Source organism: Alcanivorax nanhaiticus, assembly GCF_000756665.1.
In the GTDB taxonomy this organism is placed as follows: Bacteria; Pseudomonadota; Gammaproteobacteria; order Pseudomonadales; family Alcanivoracaceae; genus Alcanivorax; species Alcanivorax nanhaiticus.
The window spans coordinates 24,014-40,499 of record NZ_ARXV01000017.1 but is presented as its reverse complement, the minus strand read 5'-3'; the positions used below and the strand labels follow the sequence as shown (position 1 = coordinate 40,499).

Genomic DNA, 16,486 nt, shown 5'->3' with positions numbered 1-16,486 from the left:
TTTATGGTTCCGGAGCAGGACGTTCTTATTATTAGTACGATTTGGTCGCAGCTGGCACAGCGTGCCAAACAGGATAACTCTCTGCATCTGGCGGATCTGTTTGCGTCGGACGATGGCCGCTTTGACCGTTTCAGCCTGGAAGGGGCAGGATTGCTGGCGGATTTCAGTAAGCAGCGGATTACCGACGAGAGCCGGGAGCTGTTGGTCAAGCTGGCGGATGAGCGGCAGTTGAGACACTGGTTGGATGCTTTGTTTAGTGGCGCCGAGGTGAACTGTACTGAGGGTCGATCAGCCAAGCACTGGTGTTTGCGTGAGCCTGTCGACAAGGCCCCGCTGGTTCATGAGCAGCTTGATGCCATGGAGGGTATGGTTAACCGCATTCTCGAAAGGCACTGGCGAGGGGTACAGGGCGATGCGATCACCGATGTGGTAAATGTGGGGGTGGGGGGCTCGGACCTTGGTCCCCTTATGGCTGCGTTCGCGCTACAGTCCAGTGAGCTCCCAGACGGGCAGGCCCGGCCCCGTCTGCATTTCGCTTCGTCCATGGACGGCAGTCAGGTTTCTCAGGTGCTTCAGGAGCTTAATCCCCGCACAACACTGTTTTTGGTCTCCTCAAAGTCATTTACTACGGTGGACACGCTGCATAACGCCAATACGGCCCGACAGTGGCTTGCACGTGGGTTGGGGCTGGATTATGACGATGCCTCCCTGTTGCGCTGCCACTTTATCGGTATCTCTGCCAATGCGGAGAGAATGGCCGAGTGGGGTATCGTTCCGACTAATCAGTTGCTGTTCTGGGATTGGGTGGGCGGCAGGTATTCGTTGTGGTCGGCCATTGGTATGCCGATTGCGCTGACGGTAGGTATGGCTGGGTTTCGGGAGATGCTGGCGGGAGCCCATGAAATGGATCGGCACTGCCGCACGCAGCCCTGGAAAGAGAATATGCCGGTGATGTTGGCGCTGGTGGATGTGTGGAATATCAATTTCCTGGATATCCGAGCCCGTGCGGTGTTGCCCTACGATGGCCGTCTCAAGCATCTGCCTGCGTATTTGGAGCAGCTTGAGATGGAGTCGAATGGCAAAAGCGTTTCTCGTACTGGTGAGCCTGTGGAGTATGACACCTGTCCGGTGATCTGGGGGGAAGTGGGGCCTAATGCCCAGCATGCTTTCTTTCAGTTGCTACATCAGGGCACCCAAGTGATTGCCTGCGAGTTCCTTATGACCGCACGGCGTTATACCGAGGCTGTGCACTCGGCGTCGGTTGCCGAGCTGGAAGGGCAGCATGCGCTTTCCAATGCTAACTGTTTGGCACAGTCACGCTTGCTTGCATTGGGTGAGCGGGCGCTGGATCCCTCGCTGGCCTTACCAGCCTACAAGCGTTACCACGGCAACCAGCCCAGTACCACGCTGGTGCTGGATGAGCTTTCCCCCAGGGTGCTCGGGGCTCTGCTGGCTATGTATGAACACAAGGTGTTCGTGCAGGCGGTTATCTGGGGTATCAATCCGTTTGATCAGTGGGGTGTCGAGATGGGCAAGGTAATCGCCACCGATATGCTGGGGGTGTTGGCGGATCCAGAGGCGGCTTATGGCCTGGATGCGTCTTCTTTGGCCCTGGCCAGATATGTAGCCGAAAAGCAGAAATAATTCTCAACTCTCGAGTTCTCTCCCAGCTTGTAGTTGCGGTCGTTCGACCGCGAAGGCCGATGGCTGACAGAATAACTCTGAAGTCGTTAATAGCTGACCCTCTCGTGAACATCTCTGTTGTTTGAGGCAGGTCGCGTTCCATGGAGGGTAAGCAGAATTTGTCCTGGGTAGTCCATTTGGCAAAAGTGGTGGTGGCTGGGCGCCAGGAAGGCGCGATCAGCCTCCCTGGACTATTAGGGATAGTTCACAGAGAAGCGGATGTGCTGTTAGCAGAGGGTTGCGTGATGGCAAGCCTGACGCTCCAACGGGGAGGTATTTGCGTTTTCTCTATCTGGGAGCCCTTGTTTGAGCGCGACCTCTCCTTTCTCTGATACCTGCGATTTGGCCTGTTTTCACGTATGATTGCCCCTTGAAGTTCTGGCTGACTATCAGGATGTGTCCCCAATGAATAACCCTATTCCTGCGTCCATTTTCCGGGCTTATGACATTCGCGGTATTTATGGTGAGACCCTCTCTGATGAGTGGGCGCACCAGATCGGTCGCAGCATAGGTTCTGAGGTGCTGGCACAGGGGCAAAAGCGTGTAGTAGTTGCGCGGGATGGACGGCTGTCCGGGCCTGCACTGGTGAAGGCCCTGAGCGACGGGATCTGTTCGACGGGGTGTGATGTGGTGGATGTGGGCATGGTGCCGACGCCGACCCTGTATTTTGCCACTTATTACCTGGAAGGTCTTAATTCAGGGGTGATGTTGACCGGTAGTCATAATCCTGGGAACTACAATGGTTTCAAGATTGTGATCGATGGTAGTACGTTGTCGGGGGATCGGATCCAGGCGCTGTATCAGCGTATTGTCAGTGATGATCTGGTATCAGCCGATCAACCGGGTGGCTATCAGGAGAGTGATGTACTGGCGGCCTATGAGGCGGCGTTCTTGAACACCCATTCCCTGGCCCGCCCCATGAGGGTAGTGGTGGATTGCGGAAACGGGATTGCCGGGGTTCAAGCCCCGCAGGTGCTGGCCGCGTTGGGCTGTGAGGTGGTGCCGCTCTTCACTGAGGTGGACGGCACCTTCCCCAACCATCACCCCGACCCGGGTGATCTCAGCAATCTGCAGGATCTGATTGCCAAAGTGAGTACGGAGAAGGCGGATCTTGGGTTGGCCTTCGATGGGGATGGTGATCGGGTAGGTGTGGTTACTCCTGCCGGTGAGGTGGTGTATCCGGATATCCTACTGATGGCTCTTGCCGAAGATATGGTCAGTCGTCACCCTGGAGCAAAGGTGATCTTTGATGTGAAGTGTACCGGCACCTTGTTTGATGTGATTGGGCAGGCCGGTGGTGAGCCGGAGATGTGGCAGACCGGTCACTCCCTGATCAAGGCGCGCATGAAGGAAACAGGTGCCCTGTTGGCGGGTGAAATGAGTGGCCATATCTTTTTTGCGGAAAACTGGTATGGCTTTGATGACGCACTCGTCGCAGCGGCTCGTATTCTGGGCATCATTAGTCGTTCAAGCGGTGATGCGGATGCCCTGTTTGCTCGCTTTCCGTCCTTGTGTACCACGCCGGAAATCAATATCGATGTCACTGAAGAGAATAAGTTTGCGATTGTGGACTATCTACAGAATCAGGCAGATTTCGGGGAAGGTGAGCGTAGGGTTATTGACGGTATTCGCATGGATTATGCGGATGGCTGGGGCCTGTGTCGGGCGTCCAATACCTCGCCCAAGTTGGTGCTGCGGTTTGAGGCAGAAAACGACGAGGCGCTTGGGCGAATTCGTGCCCTGTTCGAAGGTAATGTTGCCAAAGCCATGGCTGCGGTGGGCTGATTAGGCACCGGGGGCCTTCGTAGCCTTCAGGGCATGCCTGCAACGAAGATGATTTGTCTCGTCTGAACAAAAGCAAGTTCTTCGAGGTGTAATGACATAGAGCCAATGCAGGATAAAGATGTGATGCAAAAAGTACTTGTTACCGGAGGTGCCGGTTACATTGGTTCTCATACCGTTTTATTGCTTCTGGAGGCGGGCTATGAGGTGGTTGTCCTCGATAACCTTTCCAATAGTAGCGAGGAGAGCCTGCGACGTGTTCAAAAGTTAACAGCGCGGGAGTTGTGCTTTATCCATGGCGACATTCGCGATAGTCAGTGCCTGGATCAGCTATTCGCCGCTCATGATATCGGTTCTGTGATTCATTTTGCGGGCCTGAAGGCGGTGGGTGAATCGGTTGCCCAGCCCTTACGCTATTATGATTGCAATGTGCTAGGTACCTTGCGGTTACTCGAGGCCATGGACCGTGCTGGTGTTTTGCGACTGGTGTTCAGTTCTTCGGCCACGGTGTACGGTGATCCCGCGACAGTGCCCATTCGTGAAGACTTTCCCCTGAGTAGCACAAACCCTTATGGTGCGACGAAGTTGCATATTGAGGATATGTTGCGGGATCTGAAGGTGTCGGATAGCCGATGGGGCATTGCGTTATTGCGTTATTTCAATCCTGTGGGTGCTCACTGTAGTGGGGAAATCGGGGAGGACCCGGCTGGAATTCCCAACAATCTGATGCCCTACGTGGCTCAGGTTGCGGTGGGAAAGCGCGAAAAACTGAGTGTGTTTGGCGGCGATTATCCCACTCCGGACGGCACGGGGGTACGTGACTACATTCATGTCATGGACCTCGCGCAGGGGCACTTGGCGGCGCTGGCTGCGGTAAGGAATGGTGGTGAGTTGATTACTGCCAATCTGGGAACGGGGCGAGGATACAGTGTGCTGGAGATGGTAACCGCTTTTGCTGAGGCTTCCTGTCGTCGGTTGCCCTATGAGATAGTAGCCCGCCGTCCGGGCGATGTGGCGCAATGCTTTGCTGACCCCAGCCATGCCTTGAAGGTGTTGGGATGGAAAGCAGAGCGTGGGATTGATGAGATGTGCGCGGATCACTGGCGCTGGCAGGAAAAGAATCCTGAAGGGTTTGGTGTCTAGTGCGGATTTCTGTAACCTTCTGAAATAAAACAAATTATTGGTATGGTTGAGCCGGAAGGCTCTCCGGCTTAATCAGGATGATCCAGGGAGGCTAGCCTTGTCAGGGGTTATCCGTAGAGTTTAAGGGTATTTCGATGTTTCAAGACAAGACAATCCTGGTGACGGGCGGAACAGGCTCCTTCGGGCACAAGTTCATTCCCATGACCCTGGAAAAGTATAACCCCAAGAAAATCATCGTATTCTCCCGTGATGAGATGAAACAGTGGGAAATGGCCAAGCTGTATCAGGGAGATGACCGTCTTCGGTTCTTTATTGGCGATGTTCGGGATCGTGAGCGTCTTTATCGTGCCCTTGATGGTGTGGACTATGTGGTGCATGCCGCTGCGACAAAAATTGTCCCCACAGCCGAATATAACCCCTTTGAATGCGTTAAAACCAATATCAATGGGGCCATGAACCTGATTGATGCCTGTATCGACAAGGGCGTCAAGGGTGTGGTGGCGTTGTCGACTGACAAGGCCAGCAGCCCGATCAATCTTTATGGCGCGACCAAGCTGGCCTCCGACAAGTTGTTTGTGGCCGGTAACTCCTATGCTGGCGGCCACGAAACCAAGTTTTCGGTTGTGCGCTACGGCAATGTGATGGGCTCCAGAGGTTCGGTAATCCCGTTCTTCATGTCGATTAAAGACAAGGGAGTGCTGCCCATTACCGATCCACGTATGACTCGCTTCATGATTTCCCTTGAGCAGGGGGTGGAGCTGGTATGGCATGCCTTTGAGGATATGGTCGGTGGCGAGATCTATGTGAAGAAGATCCCGTCCATGAAGGTGACGGATCTGGCTCGTGTCGTTGCGCCAGATGCGGAGCAGGACGTAATCGGTATTAGACCGGGTGAAAAACTGCACGAGCAGATGATCAGTGCAGAAGATGCCTATTACACCTACGAGTACCCAGAGCATTTCAAGATCCTCCCTACCATCAATGAATGGGCTACATGCAAGGAACGGATAAAGGATGGGACGAAGGTTCCCGAGGGTTTTGTCTACGCCAGTGACAATAATAGAGAGTGGATGTCAGACGAGGAGCTACAAAGCTGGATTGACGACAATTTTGGTGAGATCGGGAAAATTTGATGATTCCGTATGGCCGCCAGGATATCTCCCAGGCTGATATTGATGCTGTGATTGAGGTGCTCAAGTCTGATTTTCTGACTCAGGGGCCCAAGGTGCCGGCTTTTGAAGAGGCTGTAGCTTCTTATTGCGGCGCGCGCCATGCCATTGCCGTTAACAGCGCCACTTCGGCCTTGCACCTTGCCTGCCTTGCTTTGGGTTTGGGGCCGGGTGATCGACTGTGGACCACGCCTGTCACTTTTGTCGCTTCCGCGAATTGTGCCCTGTATTGCGGCGCCAGCGTCGATTTTGTTGATATCGACCCTCGCACCTACAACTTGAGCCCGGCGGCCCTTGAAGCGAAATTGGAAATGGCAGAGAAGGAAGGTGCACTTCCAAAGGTTGTTGTGGCGGTGCATCTATGTGGTCAGCCTTGCGATATGAAGGCGATCAGCAAGCTGGCCGATAAGTATGCTTTTCGGGTAATTGAGGACGCGTCTCACGCAATCGGCGGACGGTACGATGGAGAGCCAATAGGAAGCGGCCGATATAGCGATATCACCATTTTCAGTTTCCACCCTGTGAAGATTATTACTTCCGCGGAAGGCGGTATGGCGGTCACCAATGATGACGGGTTTGCAGAGAAAATGCAGCTGCTGCGCAGTCATGGTATCACCCGTGATCCAAAGCAGATGACACATGAGTCAGATGGCCCCTGGTATTACCAGCAGGTGGAGCTTGGTTTCAATTACCGGATGACTGAGTTGCAGGCCGCACTCGGCCTTAGCCAGATGGCGCGACTTGATGATTTTGTGGCTTGCCGTCACGAACTGGCAGGGCGCTATGATGAATTATTGTCGACGCTCCCGGTCATTACTCCCTGGCAGCACCCGGACAGCTATTCGGGCTTGCACTTGTATGTGATTCGAGTCGCTGGTGGTCCGGCACGTCATCGCAGGGTGTTCGAGCTGTTGCGAGAGCAAGGGATTGGCGTCAACTTGCATTACATTCCCGTTCACACCCAGCCCTATTATCAGGCGATGGGCTTTACCGCTGGCGATTTTCCTCATGCCATGGAGTACTACGAAGAAGCTATCAGTCTTCCGATGTTTCCGGGGCTGAGCAGCCAGGATCAGGATTTTGTCGTGGCTACCTTGGCCAAGGCAATGGAGGCATCGTGAGACTGGCGGTTATTCCTGCTCGGGGTGGCAGTAAGCGAATCCCCAAGAAGAATATCAAACCCTTCTTTGGGAAGCCGATGATTGCTTGGTCGATTGAGGCCGCATTAAAGAGTCAGTGCTTCGACAGGGTTATCGTCTCTACGGACGATGCGGAAATTTCGGAAGTTGCTATTCAGCATGGCGCTGAGGTGCCTTTTATCAGGCCTCCCGAGCTGTCTGATGATTTCACTGGCACCTTACCGGTCATTCGTCATGCGGTTGAGTGGGTGAGCGGGAATGGAGCCGCAGTTGAGTTTGCATGCTGTATCTATGCAACTGCGCCCTTTATTCAAACGGGGGATTTGCAGCGGGGCTGGAGTCTCATTAGGGATAGCGATCATGATTATGCCTTTTCAGCCACCAGTTACGCATTTCCAATTCAGCGGGCTTTCAGGCTGGATGCTAATGGCAGAATAGCCATGTTTAACCCGGAGCTGTTTGCGGCTCGCTCACAGGATCTTGAAGACGCATATCATGATGCTGGGCAATTCTATTGGGGAAAGGCAGACGCATGGTTGAATGAGTCGACTATATTTGGGCCTCAATCGGTACCAGTGATGCTGCCAAGGCACCGGGTTCAGGATGTTGATACCCAAGAGGATTGGACCCGTGCTGAGTGGATGTTTCATGCTATGCGGTCTGCTCAAGGCGGTTTCGAAACATGAACGTTGTTTTTCGTGCCGATGCTTCCCTGTTGATCGGTTCAGGTCATGTCATGCGTTGCCTGGCCCTTGCTTCCCGTCTTCGGGATGAAGGTCATGAGTGCTTGTTTGTTTGTCGTGAACATGAAGGGCATCTGGGAAAGAGAATCATCAGTGCCGGGTTTGAGCTGGTTTTACTGACTTCCTCTGGCTCCAAACCCAAGCCCGATTGTCTTGCAGGCACAGATTACAAGTCCTGGCTTGGCTCATCTTTGGCCGATGATGCATTGGAGACCGCTGCTTGTTTGGTTAATCGGTGTGTGGACTGGTTGGTGGTGGACCACTATGCATTGGATGCTGAATGGGAAAAGCTGGTCGTTGAGCGTTTGGAAGTTGAGCATGTCTTGGTTATTGATGATCTTGCCAACAGGGATCATCAGTGCGATTTACTTGTAGATCAGAATCTGGGCCGGTTCGAAGATTCTTACAAAGGCCTGATTCCTTCGGCCGCTATCTGTCTTGCCGGGCCAAAATACGCACTATTACGTTCTGAGTTTCTGCGTTGGAGGCCGGTGAGCCTCCAATATCGATCTGAGGCAAAGCTGCAACGCATCATGATTTCACTTGGCGGTGTGGATGCCGATAACGTGACTAGCCAGATTTTGACTGCCGTTGCGGAGCACGGAGGTTTCTCCGGGATTGAGTTTGACGTGGTGCTGGGTGAACGGGCGCCTCACCTGCAACAGGTACGTGAGTTGCAGCAGCGCTTGCCGTTGAAAGTGACAGTCAGTGTAAATGTTTCAAACATGGCTGAGCGGATGAGCCATGCCGATTTGGTGATTGGTGCCGCGGGTGGTTCAGCATGGGAGCGGTGCTGCTTGGGGGTGCCCACCGCATTGGTTATTCTTGCAGAAAATCAGCGTGCCGGCGCTGTCGCTTTATCCGCTTCCGGTGCCGCCTATCTCATTGCCATGGAAGAGGGCCTTTCGCACTCATTGGCAGAATGGCTTGAACGGATGAAATCTGACAATTGTGAAGCTCTTGAAGCAATGAGTCGGGCTGCATCACAAATTTGCGATGGCCAGGGTTTAGATCGCGTGCTCCATCATATGCTGAAGATAACAGGGGGCAAAAATGCCTGAATCGCTTATCAGAGGTATGGTTGAGTCGGATCTTGAGATGGTGCTCAGTTGGCGAAATCACCCAGATGTACGACGCTATATGTATACAACACATGAAATTGCTCTTAAGGAGCATCGGGCGTGGTTCAAGAGTGTTGACGAAAACCCAGATGTGGATCTGCTTATCTACGAAGAAGAGGGATTACCGAAGGGATTTGTCAATCTTTCTCGCACTCGCAGCCGGCCTGTGGCTGATTGGGGATTTTATGTTGCGCCTGGATCCGAAAAGGGGGTTGGTAGGAGGCTGGGACACTCGGCACTTTCTTTTGCGTTTAGTGCCCTTTCTCTCCATAAAGTTTGTGGTCAGGCGTTGGATTTTAACGACCGTTCCGTTCGGTTTCACCTGTCTCTGGGTTTCAGACAAGAGGGTCGCCTGAGAGATCAACATTATGATGGCAAGGAATACAGAGATGTCGTCTGTTTTGGTCTGTTGGAAAATGAATGGGAAGCCTTGGTTAGTGAGTCAGTATTATGAGTGAAGCAAAGATAGTTATCGCTGGCCGCGAAATTTCATCTAGTCGCCCGCCATATATCATTGCTGAGTTGTCGGCCAATCATAACGGCAAGCTTGAGACGGCACTCAAGATTGTTGATGAGGCAGCACGTGCCGGAGCGGATGCAGTCAAACTGCAAACGTATCGGCCAGACACTATAACGCTTGATTGTGATTCTGAAGAATTCAAAATCAAAGGTGGGCTCTGGGATGGTCGAACGCTTTACGAGCTCTATGAAGAGGCGCATATGCCTTGGGAGTGGCACAAGCCCATCTTTGAGCATGCCCATAAGCGAAGCATCCAGGTTTTCAGCTCACCGTTTGATCCCACGGCAGTAGATCTTCTTGAGGACTTGAATGCTCCCGCGTACAAGATCGCCTCTTTTGAAGCTGTCGACCTGCCGTTGATTCGTTATGTGGCGAGCACCGGCAAGCCAATGATCATTTCTACAGGTATGGCCGACGCCGAAGAAATTCAGGAGGCGATTGAAGCTGCGAGGGAAGGCGGCTGCGAGCAGCTGGCGATCCTTCATTGCGTTAGCGGCTACCCTGCACCTGCAGAAGATTACAATCTGCAGACGATCCCTGACATGATCCGCCGCTATGGTTTGGTCACAGGGCTGTCAGATCACACCTTGGATAACACAACTGCTGTTGCCAGTGTTGCACTGGGTGCTGCGATTATTGAGAAACATTTTACTTTGGATCGCAATGGCGGAGGCCCTGACGATTCATTTTCGCTGGAACCGAAAGAGCTGGTAGCGCTGTGCCGGGATAGTAAAACCGTTTGGTCAGCTCTGGGAGCTGTTGATTATGGGAGAAAGTCCAGCGAGCAGGGAAATGCACAATTTCGGCGCTCTCTGTACTTTATCAAAACACTCCAGAAAGGTGATGTGATTACTCCAGACGCGATCAGAAGTGTTCGGCCTGGATTTGGGCTCCCCCCCAAGTTTTATGATCAGGTGGTGGGTAAGCGATTGGATAAGGATGTCGAGTTTGCTTCCCCAGTGAGTCAAGATTCCATCGACTGGTCTAGTTGAGAGTTGTGTGATGACAAGAAGTATCGCAATTAACAAGGTTCGACAGTTGTTGGTTAGTTTGCGGCATCAGCCAGGTTATACATTGATGCGTGCTTTTGCCCGATTTTCGTTGTTTCGTTGGCTGTTCACTTATAGTCGAAGAATGTTGGTTGGGGAGGGCGTCAATCCTGGTTTAGAGGTGGATACCTATTTCCCCGACGTGGATCCAGTCAGGGTTTCCAGAGATCTTGAACGCGATGGTGCTGCATTTGGGCTGAAACTGCCGGGCCATGTGGTGGAGAAGATCCTAAAGTTCACTGGAGATACGCACTGTTATGCAGACCGGAATGTTGATAAAGGCTTTCTTGTTGCTGACAGGGTGGCCGCTGAGAAACAGCTGGATAAGACTATTCTGGTGGCTCAATACTTCAATACGCTGAGCGAATGCCCGGAAGTCGCCAAACTAATTAGTGATCCTGTTTTGAACCAGATAGCTGGCCTCTATCTTAAGTCAAAGCCAACATTTGTTGGTGCTAATCTTTGGTGGACTTTTCCTGTTGATGCCACGGATGAAGACAGAAGCCGGCATGCTCATGTGTTTCATCGAGACGTGGATGATTTCCGTTTTTTCAAATTCTTCTTCTACCTGACTGATGTAAAGGAGGGGGATGGTGCACATGTCTGTGTCTTGGGCTCTCAGGGTAAGGCACCGGCAAAGTCCTTCCTGGATCGTTGGAATATCCGCCGTTATAGCGATGAAGAAGTTAGTGAAACCTATCCAGATAGCAGCATTGTAGAGATTTGTGGGAATGCAGGAGAAGGATTTGCTGAAGACACATGGTGCTTGCATAAGGGGATGACTCCGACCAATTCTCCACGCCTGCTGCTTCAGTTTCAGTTTGCATTGTTCGACTATGGCGTTGCCAACGACATCCGGGATCCGGAAACATTAAAGGCCATTACTTGAGATGCCTGCGCATGCATGGATATGAGTTTGGTTGACAGATGAAGAAACTCTGGTATGTGCCGATTTTGGCAATAGCCATGCTGGTCATGATGCTGAGGCCATTGCTGTACGCTCGATTGCTCAGCCATGAAGAATTTGCCATCTACAGCGCCGCACTTTTGGTCTCCAGCACGTTCAGTATTCTCGGTTGTCTTGGCCTTCAAACCATGCTGCAGCGACAAATGCCCATGGATCTACTTGCTGGCAGGTTTCGCTCTTCGCTTGTTTTGTTGCTTCAGTCTTTGATGGTATCGATTGTTTGTTTCTTGGTCGGTTCTTTGCTGCCGGTATTGGGAGGTGAAGCGGCGGGACTTGCCTCAGCGGGACTGCTCGCGGGGCTATTACATGGCCTCAGTCAGCAGACATTTCTCCTTGCTACTATAGAAAGCCGTAGTCGGGGGGAATCAATACGCTTCAGTAATCAGAATCTTTATCGTGCCTGTATCGTGCTGGGAGCAGGTTATATAGCTTCTACGTATCGATACTCCTCCACTGATGTCATCCTTGCTGAAGCGTTGGTATCGATCGGTCTCTCTGTACTCCATTTGTCCGCTACGTTCAGGAGAGGGAAGTATTCTTTTTCGATATTGTTAGCAGTGGCACTGGCTCGTTTTAGCAAGATTGATTGGGCAAGCGCAATTTCACTCGCAGCGGTAATCGTGATCGGCTTCATTTTTGCCAATGGCGATCGTTGGGTGGCCGCCGAGGTGCTATCTCCCGAGTATTTTGCTGGCTATGCATTTGTATGGATTGTTATTGCGGCTTCTCAATCTATGCAGGTTATAGTTAATGCCTCTTTTTTTCCAAGTCTTGCTCGTGCGTACGCTGAGTTTGGTATAGAGAAAGTCTTCATGAGAGTAGTGAAGGCCAGTTGCTTCATACTAGCTGCAGGTCTGTTGTTTTCTATACCAGCGACGATGCTGCTCGCTTGGTTGATAAATGAGTTCTATCCCGGATATGTGTTTGCAGCTAGCATTTTGCCCTTGTTTATTGTGATAGCGGTTTTTCGGTTTTCAGACTTTTGGTCGAGCATGCTTATCGTGGTGGGTAAAGAAAGCCCTCTTCTTGCCATAACGGTTGCTTCCGGGCTTGTGGGGCTGTCGCTATGGTGGGGCGGTTTGCAATTGATGGGGCATGAACCCCTGTCGTTTGAGAGTATGGCCTTTATGGCCTTGACTGTGACCGTTGTGAGGTACTTGGCTGTTGTTGGCTACGCGTTGAAAGTGAGGTTGGGTGAATGTTGAGGATTAGACATTTTCGGCGAGTTTTCATCGTGCGATGGTTGGCTTCCTTGCATTTTGCGCTTCGCGACAGAGCAAGGGTTCATCCCGAAGCGCTGATAGATGGCAACTGGAAGTCTATGGAACTGGGTCGCGGCACAAAAATCGGCCGAGATACTATTATTACACTTGCACCAGAGGCGCGTTTATTTGTTGGGCCGGCAGTATGGATATCTCATGGTGTTGAAATTGAAACAGCAGCAATGATTTCTGTTGGTGCTGGAACTTCGATTCAGCGACGAGCCACAATTAATGGGTCTGTTAAAATTGGCGAGGGTTGCATTCTGGCTCCTAACGTCTTTATCTCATCAGGAACACATCCTTTCAGAGAAATCCCTGAATTAACCATTCGGGAGCAGGAAAGGTTCATTCGTGAAAAGGAAGGCAGCCTTGATTCTCTTGATAGTCCAATTGAGATCGGGCCTGACTGCTGGCTGGGTATCAATGTGGTTGTGTGTCCAGGCGTTAGAATTGGTAAGGGGGTTGTCATTGGAGCCAACTCAGTAGTGACATCTGATGTCGAAGATTTTTCAGTTGTTGCAGGAATGCCAGCCAGAAAGATAGGTAGTAGATTTTGAAACCCTCAGCATGGGACCTCTTGATAAATAGGTGATAGCTTCATATGCGAGTCGGATTTGCTAACATTTTTTCCTTTCGGCCTCATGTCGAACACCTCTTCTACCTTTCTGAACTGTTTAGGGAGGCGGGACATGAAGTGTTTTTCCTGACCTGTGATGCTGCAGTGTCGGACTGCTATGCAAGGGAGATCAAAGGCTCGGCAAGGTATAAAGAGTGCACGAAATGCATGGTAGGCGGGGTCCGCTCTTATACAGGTCGAAACGTTACAGGTATTCGTACTCAAGGAAGCCAGCTTTCCGATGCCAAGCTGGATAAGCTCGTGCTTTCGAGTTCCTGTACTGTAACTCGTACCGAGTCTGAGGGTGAATGGATGGACCCAGAAGTCGTTTCGGTAAGGGAAAGGCTGAAAGCACCGACGGCTTCTGTTTACGAAAGTGCCAGGTCGTGGATTCAGGCTAACCAGCTTGAGGCTGTCATTTGTTTTAATGGCAGAATGGATCTGACTCGAGGACTGACTTATGCGTGTGAAAGTCTGAACATTCCTTTTATTACCCATGAAAGAACCTGGTTTGGTGATGGAATTCAACTCATACCCAATGCCAACTGCTTATCACTAAAGGGGCTTGGGCAGCTTGTAGCTGAGTTTGATGACAAACCTCTGCTTCCGCACCAGGCTGCTTATGCTGGCAGACTCATTGGTGAGCGTTTTCTTCAGCGCAATTCACTGGAATGGCGCCTTTACAATAGAAACCCCGAGCCAGCTCCGTGGCCGGTGATGGCAGAGGGTAAGCGGTTCCTGATTGTGCCAAGCAGTAAAAATGAATTCGCTGGGCATGATGAGTGGATGACGAGCTGGGTTGATAATACGCAAGCTCTTGATGATTTTTTTGATGTTTTTGGCGTGAAGCCCGAGCAAGTGGTTCTGCGTTGTCATCCTAATTGGGCTGAAAATATTGGTAAGGCGCAGGGCGACAGGTCTCTTTCTCTTTATCGGGATTGGGCTATAAAGCGTGGAATTCACTTCATTAGCAGTGAAGAAAAAGCAAGCACCTATGATCTGATTCAGCAGGCTGATACGGTCATTCTTAACGGGGGGAGCTCCTCTGTTGAAGCTGGTGCCTGTGGTAAACAGGTGGTTTGTTTGGGACCCTCAACCTACCAGGAAGCCGGGTTTGTTCAGGTCTATCTCTCACGTGAGGACATGGAAAATAATGGCCTGAAGGATCTTGACCCTGATTTGGTGAGACGCAAAACACTTCGATTTCTTTATGTCCGCTCCCATCGATTCCCGCAGTTTGTTGATCATGTGAAGGCGATTGAGACCACTCGCTACCGATATCACGAGGGAGCTGATGTAGGGAAAATTGTTTCCATGATCGAGACTGGGCGGATTTCGCCTGATGATCCATCATATGGTGATAATGATCTTGGTGAGCGAGCTGTTGTTGATCTGTTAGAGCGTAGAGATTGGGGCGAGCTGGCTGATGCCGAATTTTCGGCGAATACTTTGCCTGTCAAATCGGTAAATCGCCGTTTGGGGTTCCGCTGGGTGGACACCGTGAGATCCTGGTTTGCCCGAGGAGACAGGGGATGATGGAGAATACATTGCCGGTTGTAAGCGTTGTCACCCCGTCATGGAATGCTGAAGCACTTATCGGCAAAACCATCGAATCAGTAATTGATCAAAGCTTTGCTAATTGGGAAATGATCATCGTTGATGATTGTTCCGGCGATAGTACACGGGAGGTTGTTCAGGGCTGGTGTGACCGTGATCCACGTATTCGGCTAATTGCGCTGCCAGAAAACTTTGGCGGGCCTGCTGGGCCAAGAAATGTTGGGGTGCAAGCAGCGAAGGGCAAGTACGTAGCCTTTCTTGATGCTGATGATATTTGGCATCCGGACAAGCTGGTGCTGCAATTACGCCTTCTGGAGGAGCGGGGTGGCGTATTTGCTTGCTCGGCGATGGTGGACTTCACTGATGACCGGCATATTAAGTTTCCCAGGTTCGAAGATTTGCGTTTCGGAGTTGTGAATTTCAATCAGCAATCTATTCGCAACAGGATTCCTACCTCTAGCGTGATTATTCTTCGAGAGCTGTTGCTATGTCACCCTTTTGAAGAAAGTATTCGCTACCGGGCTGTAGAGGATAATCACTGCTGGCTCCGTATTCTCGAATCCGGAGTGGTATGCCATAAGCTGCTCTTGCCTGTTCTTAATTACCGGAAGGTTGAAGGGCAGATTTCCGGTTCGAAGCTGGAAATGGCAAAAAAGGTATTTATGATGCATAGGGAGTATCCCGGTCGCAGCTTGCCTGCAGCCTTGCTTATGACCTTTACTCATGTCTGCGGAGCTGTTTACTTGAGAATTTTTAAAGGAAGGATGTGAAATGCGTGTTCTAGTCACTGGCGGTGCAGGATTTCTTGGTTCACATCTTTGCGAGCGTTTGCTTAATGAGGGGAACGAAGTTCTTTGTGTTGACAACTTTTATACCGGAAGAAAGAGCAATGTACTGCATTTGCTTGATAATCCTGAATTTGAGTTGATCCGCCATGATGTCACCCTTCCCCTCATGGTTGAGGTAGACCAGATTTATAATTTGGCTTGCCCTGCTTCCCCGGTTCACTATCAGCATGACCCCATTCATACCATGAAGACCAGTGTTCTTGGTGCCATGAATATGCTGGATCTTGCCAAGCGTTTGGGAGCAACAGTGTTTCAGGCATCCACTAGTGAGGTTTATGGTGATCCTGAGGTGCATCCACAGCCCGAAAGCTATTGGGGGCTGGTGAACCCTATTGGTATTCGCTCATGTTATGACGAGGGTAAGCGTTGCGCGGAAACGCTGTTCTTTGACCACCAGCGTCAGTTTGAGCTTTCCATCAAGGTTGCACGTATCTTTAATACTTACGGGCCCAGGATGAACCCTGATGATGGCCGCGTAGTAAGCAATTTTATTGTTCAGGCCCTGCGCGGTGAAGATATTACGGTCTATGGAGAAGGGAATCAGACAAGAAGTTTCTGCTATGTCGACGACCTCATCGAGGGCTTTGTCCGCCTGATGAACAGTGACTCATCTGTGACTGGGCCAATCAACCTGGGCAACCCGGGGGAGTTTACGGTTCGAGAATTGGCGGAGCATGTTATCGATTTGACGGGGTCTTCATCAAAACTGGTGTTCGAGCCGCTTCCTCAAGATGATCCTCGTCAGCGCCGACCTGATATCACGAAAGCAGAAAGTCAGCTGGGTTGGCAGCCAGGAATAAATTTGGACGAAGGGCTGAAAAAAACTATTACTTACTTCGAAAACCTTCTTTCTGCTGGTTGAGCTGAAAGGGTGTCGTGAGAAACGC

Annotated in this window: 15 protein-coding genes; all 15 read left to right on the top strand. The window is 51.3% G+C overall.

Translation table 11 applies throughout. The features are described 5' to 3' along the window. Positions 1-3: 3 nt before the first annotated feature. Positions 4-1,644, top strand: coding sequence for a glucose-6-phosphate isomerase (pgi, locus tag Y5S_RS16480; protein ID WP_052041667.1), 1,641 nt, complete (start codon positions 4-6; stop codon positions 1,642-1,644). A 444-nt stretch (positions 1,645-2,088) separates the two neighbouring features. Next, on the top strand, positions 2,089-3,468 hold the full coding sequence (locus tag Y5S_RS16470; protein ID WP_035234581.1) for a phosphomannomutase/phosphoglucomutase: 1,380 nt from the start codon (positions 2,089-2,091) through the stop codon (positions 3,466-3,468). A 123-nt stretch (positions 3,469-3,591) separates the two neighbouring features. Then, positions 3,592-4,608 carry a UDP-glucose 4-epimerase GalE gene (gene galE / locus Y5S_RS16465; protein ID WP_035234627.1) on the top strand — a complete coding sequence of 339 codons (1,017 nt, stop codon included), beginning with the start codon at positions 3,592-3,594 and terminating at the stop codon, positions 4,606-4,608. Between the two features lie 134 nt (positions 4,609-4,742). Next, the gene (gene pseB, locus Y5S_RS16460) at positions 4,743-5,741 is read left to right on the top strand and encodes a UDP-N-acetylglucosamine 4,6-dehydratase (inverting) (protein WP_035234580.1); all 999 of its coding nucleotides are present in this window, start codon (positions 4,743-4,745) and stop codon (positions 5,739-5,741) included. Continuing rightward, positions 5,741-6,898, top strand: a complete 1,158-nt coding sequence (gene pseC / locus Y5S_RS16455; RefSeq protein ID WP_035234579.1) for a UDP-4-amino-4,6-dideoxy-N-acetyl-beta-L-altrosamine transaminase — start codon at positions 5,741-5,743, stop codon at positions 6,896-6,898. The genes pseB and pseC overlap by 1 nt, the downstream gene beginning before the upstream one ends. Then, the gene (gene pseF, locus Y5S_RS16450; protein WP_035234578.1) at positions 6,895-7,602 is read left to right on the top strand and encodes a pseudaminic acid cytidylyltransferase; all 708 of its coding nucleotides are present in this window, start codon (positions 6,895-6,897) and stop codon (positions 7,600-7,602) included. The genes pseC and pseF overlap by 4 nt, the downstream gene beginning before the upstream one ends. Continuing rightward, positions 7,599-8,720, top strand: a complete 1,122-nt coding sequence (gene pseG, locus Y5S_RS16445) for a UDP-2,4-diacetamido-2,4,6-trideoxy-beta-L-altropyranose hydrolase (RefSeq protein ID WP_035234577.1) — start codon at positions 7,599-7,601, stop codon at positions 8,718-8,720. The genes pseF and pseG overlap by 4 nt, the downstream gene beginning before the upstream one ends. Continuing rightward, positions 8,713-9,234 carry a UDP-4-amino-4,6-dideoxy-N-acetyl-beta-L-altrosamine N-acetyltransferase gene (gene pseH / locus Y5S_RS16440; RefSeq protein ID WP_197055168.1) on the top strand — a complete coding sequence of 174 codons (522 nt, stop codon included), beginning with the start codon at positions 8,713-8,715 and terminating at the stop codon, positions 9,232-9,234. Before pseG ends, pseH begins: the two co-directional genes overlap by 8 nt. Beyond that, positions 9,231-10,292 (top strand): pseudaminic acid synthase, encoded by a 1,062-nt coding sequence (gene pseI, locus Y5S_RS16435; protein WP_035234575.1) that lies wholly within the window; start codon positions 9,231-9,233, stop codon positions 10,290-10,292. Before pseH ends, pseI begins: the two co-directional genes overlap by 4 nt. Positions 10,293-10,302: 10 nt before the next feature. Then, positions 10,303-11,238 carry a hypothetical protein gene (locus Y5S_RS16430; protein WP_035234574.1) on the top strand — a complete coding sequence of 312 codons (936 nt, stop codon included), beginning with the start codon at positions 10,303-10,305 and terminating at the stop codon, positions 11,236-11,238. Between the two features lie 38 nt (positions 11,239-11,276). Further along, complete coding sequence (locus Y5S_RS16425) at positions 11,277-12,521, top strand: MATE family efflux transporter (RefSeq protein WP_035234572.1); 1,245 nt, start codon at positions 11,277-11,279, stop codon at positions 12,519-12,521. A 116-nt stretch (positions 12,522-12,637) separates the two neighbouring features. Further along, positions 12,638-13,135: an acyltransferase gene (locus Y5S_RS19525; protein ID WP_156107823.1), complete on the top strand. Its 498-nt coding sequence runs from the start codon at positions 12,638-12,640 to the stop codon at positions 13,133-13,135. A gap of 44 nt (positions 13,136-13,179) precedes the next feature. Then, positions 13,180-14,730, top strand: a complete 1,551-nt coding sequence (locus tag Y5S_RS16420; RefSeq protein WP_035234571.1) for a capsule biosynthesis protein — start codon at positions 13,180-13,182, stop codon at positions 14,728-14,730. Beyond that, positions 14,727-15,521 (top strand): glycosyltransferase family 2 protein, encoded by a 795-nt coding sequence (locus Y5S_RS16415; protein WP_197055167.1) that lies wholly within the window; start codon positions 14,727-14,729, stop codon positions 15,519-15,521. Before Y5S_RS16420 ends, Y5S_RS16415 begins: the two co-directional genes overlap by 4 nt. 1 nt (position 15,522) lies before the next feature. Next, positions 15,523-16,461: a UDP-glucuronic acid decarboxylase family protein gene (locus Y5S_RS16410; RefSeq protein WP_035234570.1), complete on the top strand. Its 939-nt coding sequence runs from the start codon at positions 15,523-15,525 to the stop codon at positions 16,459-16,461. The last annotated feature ends 25 nt before the right edge of the window (positions 16,462-16,486 follow it).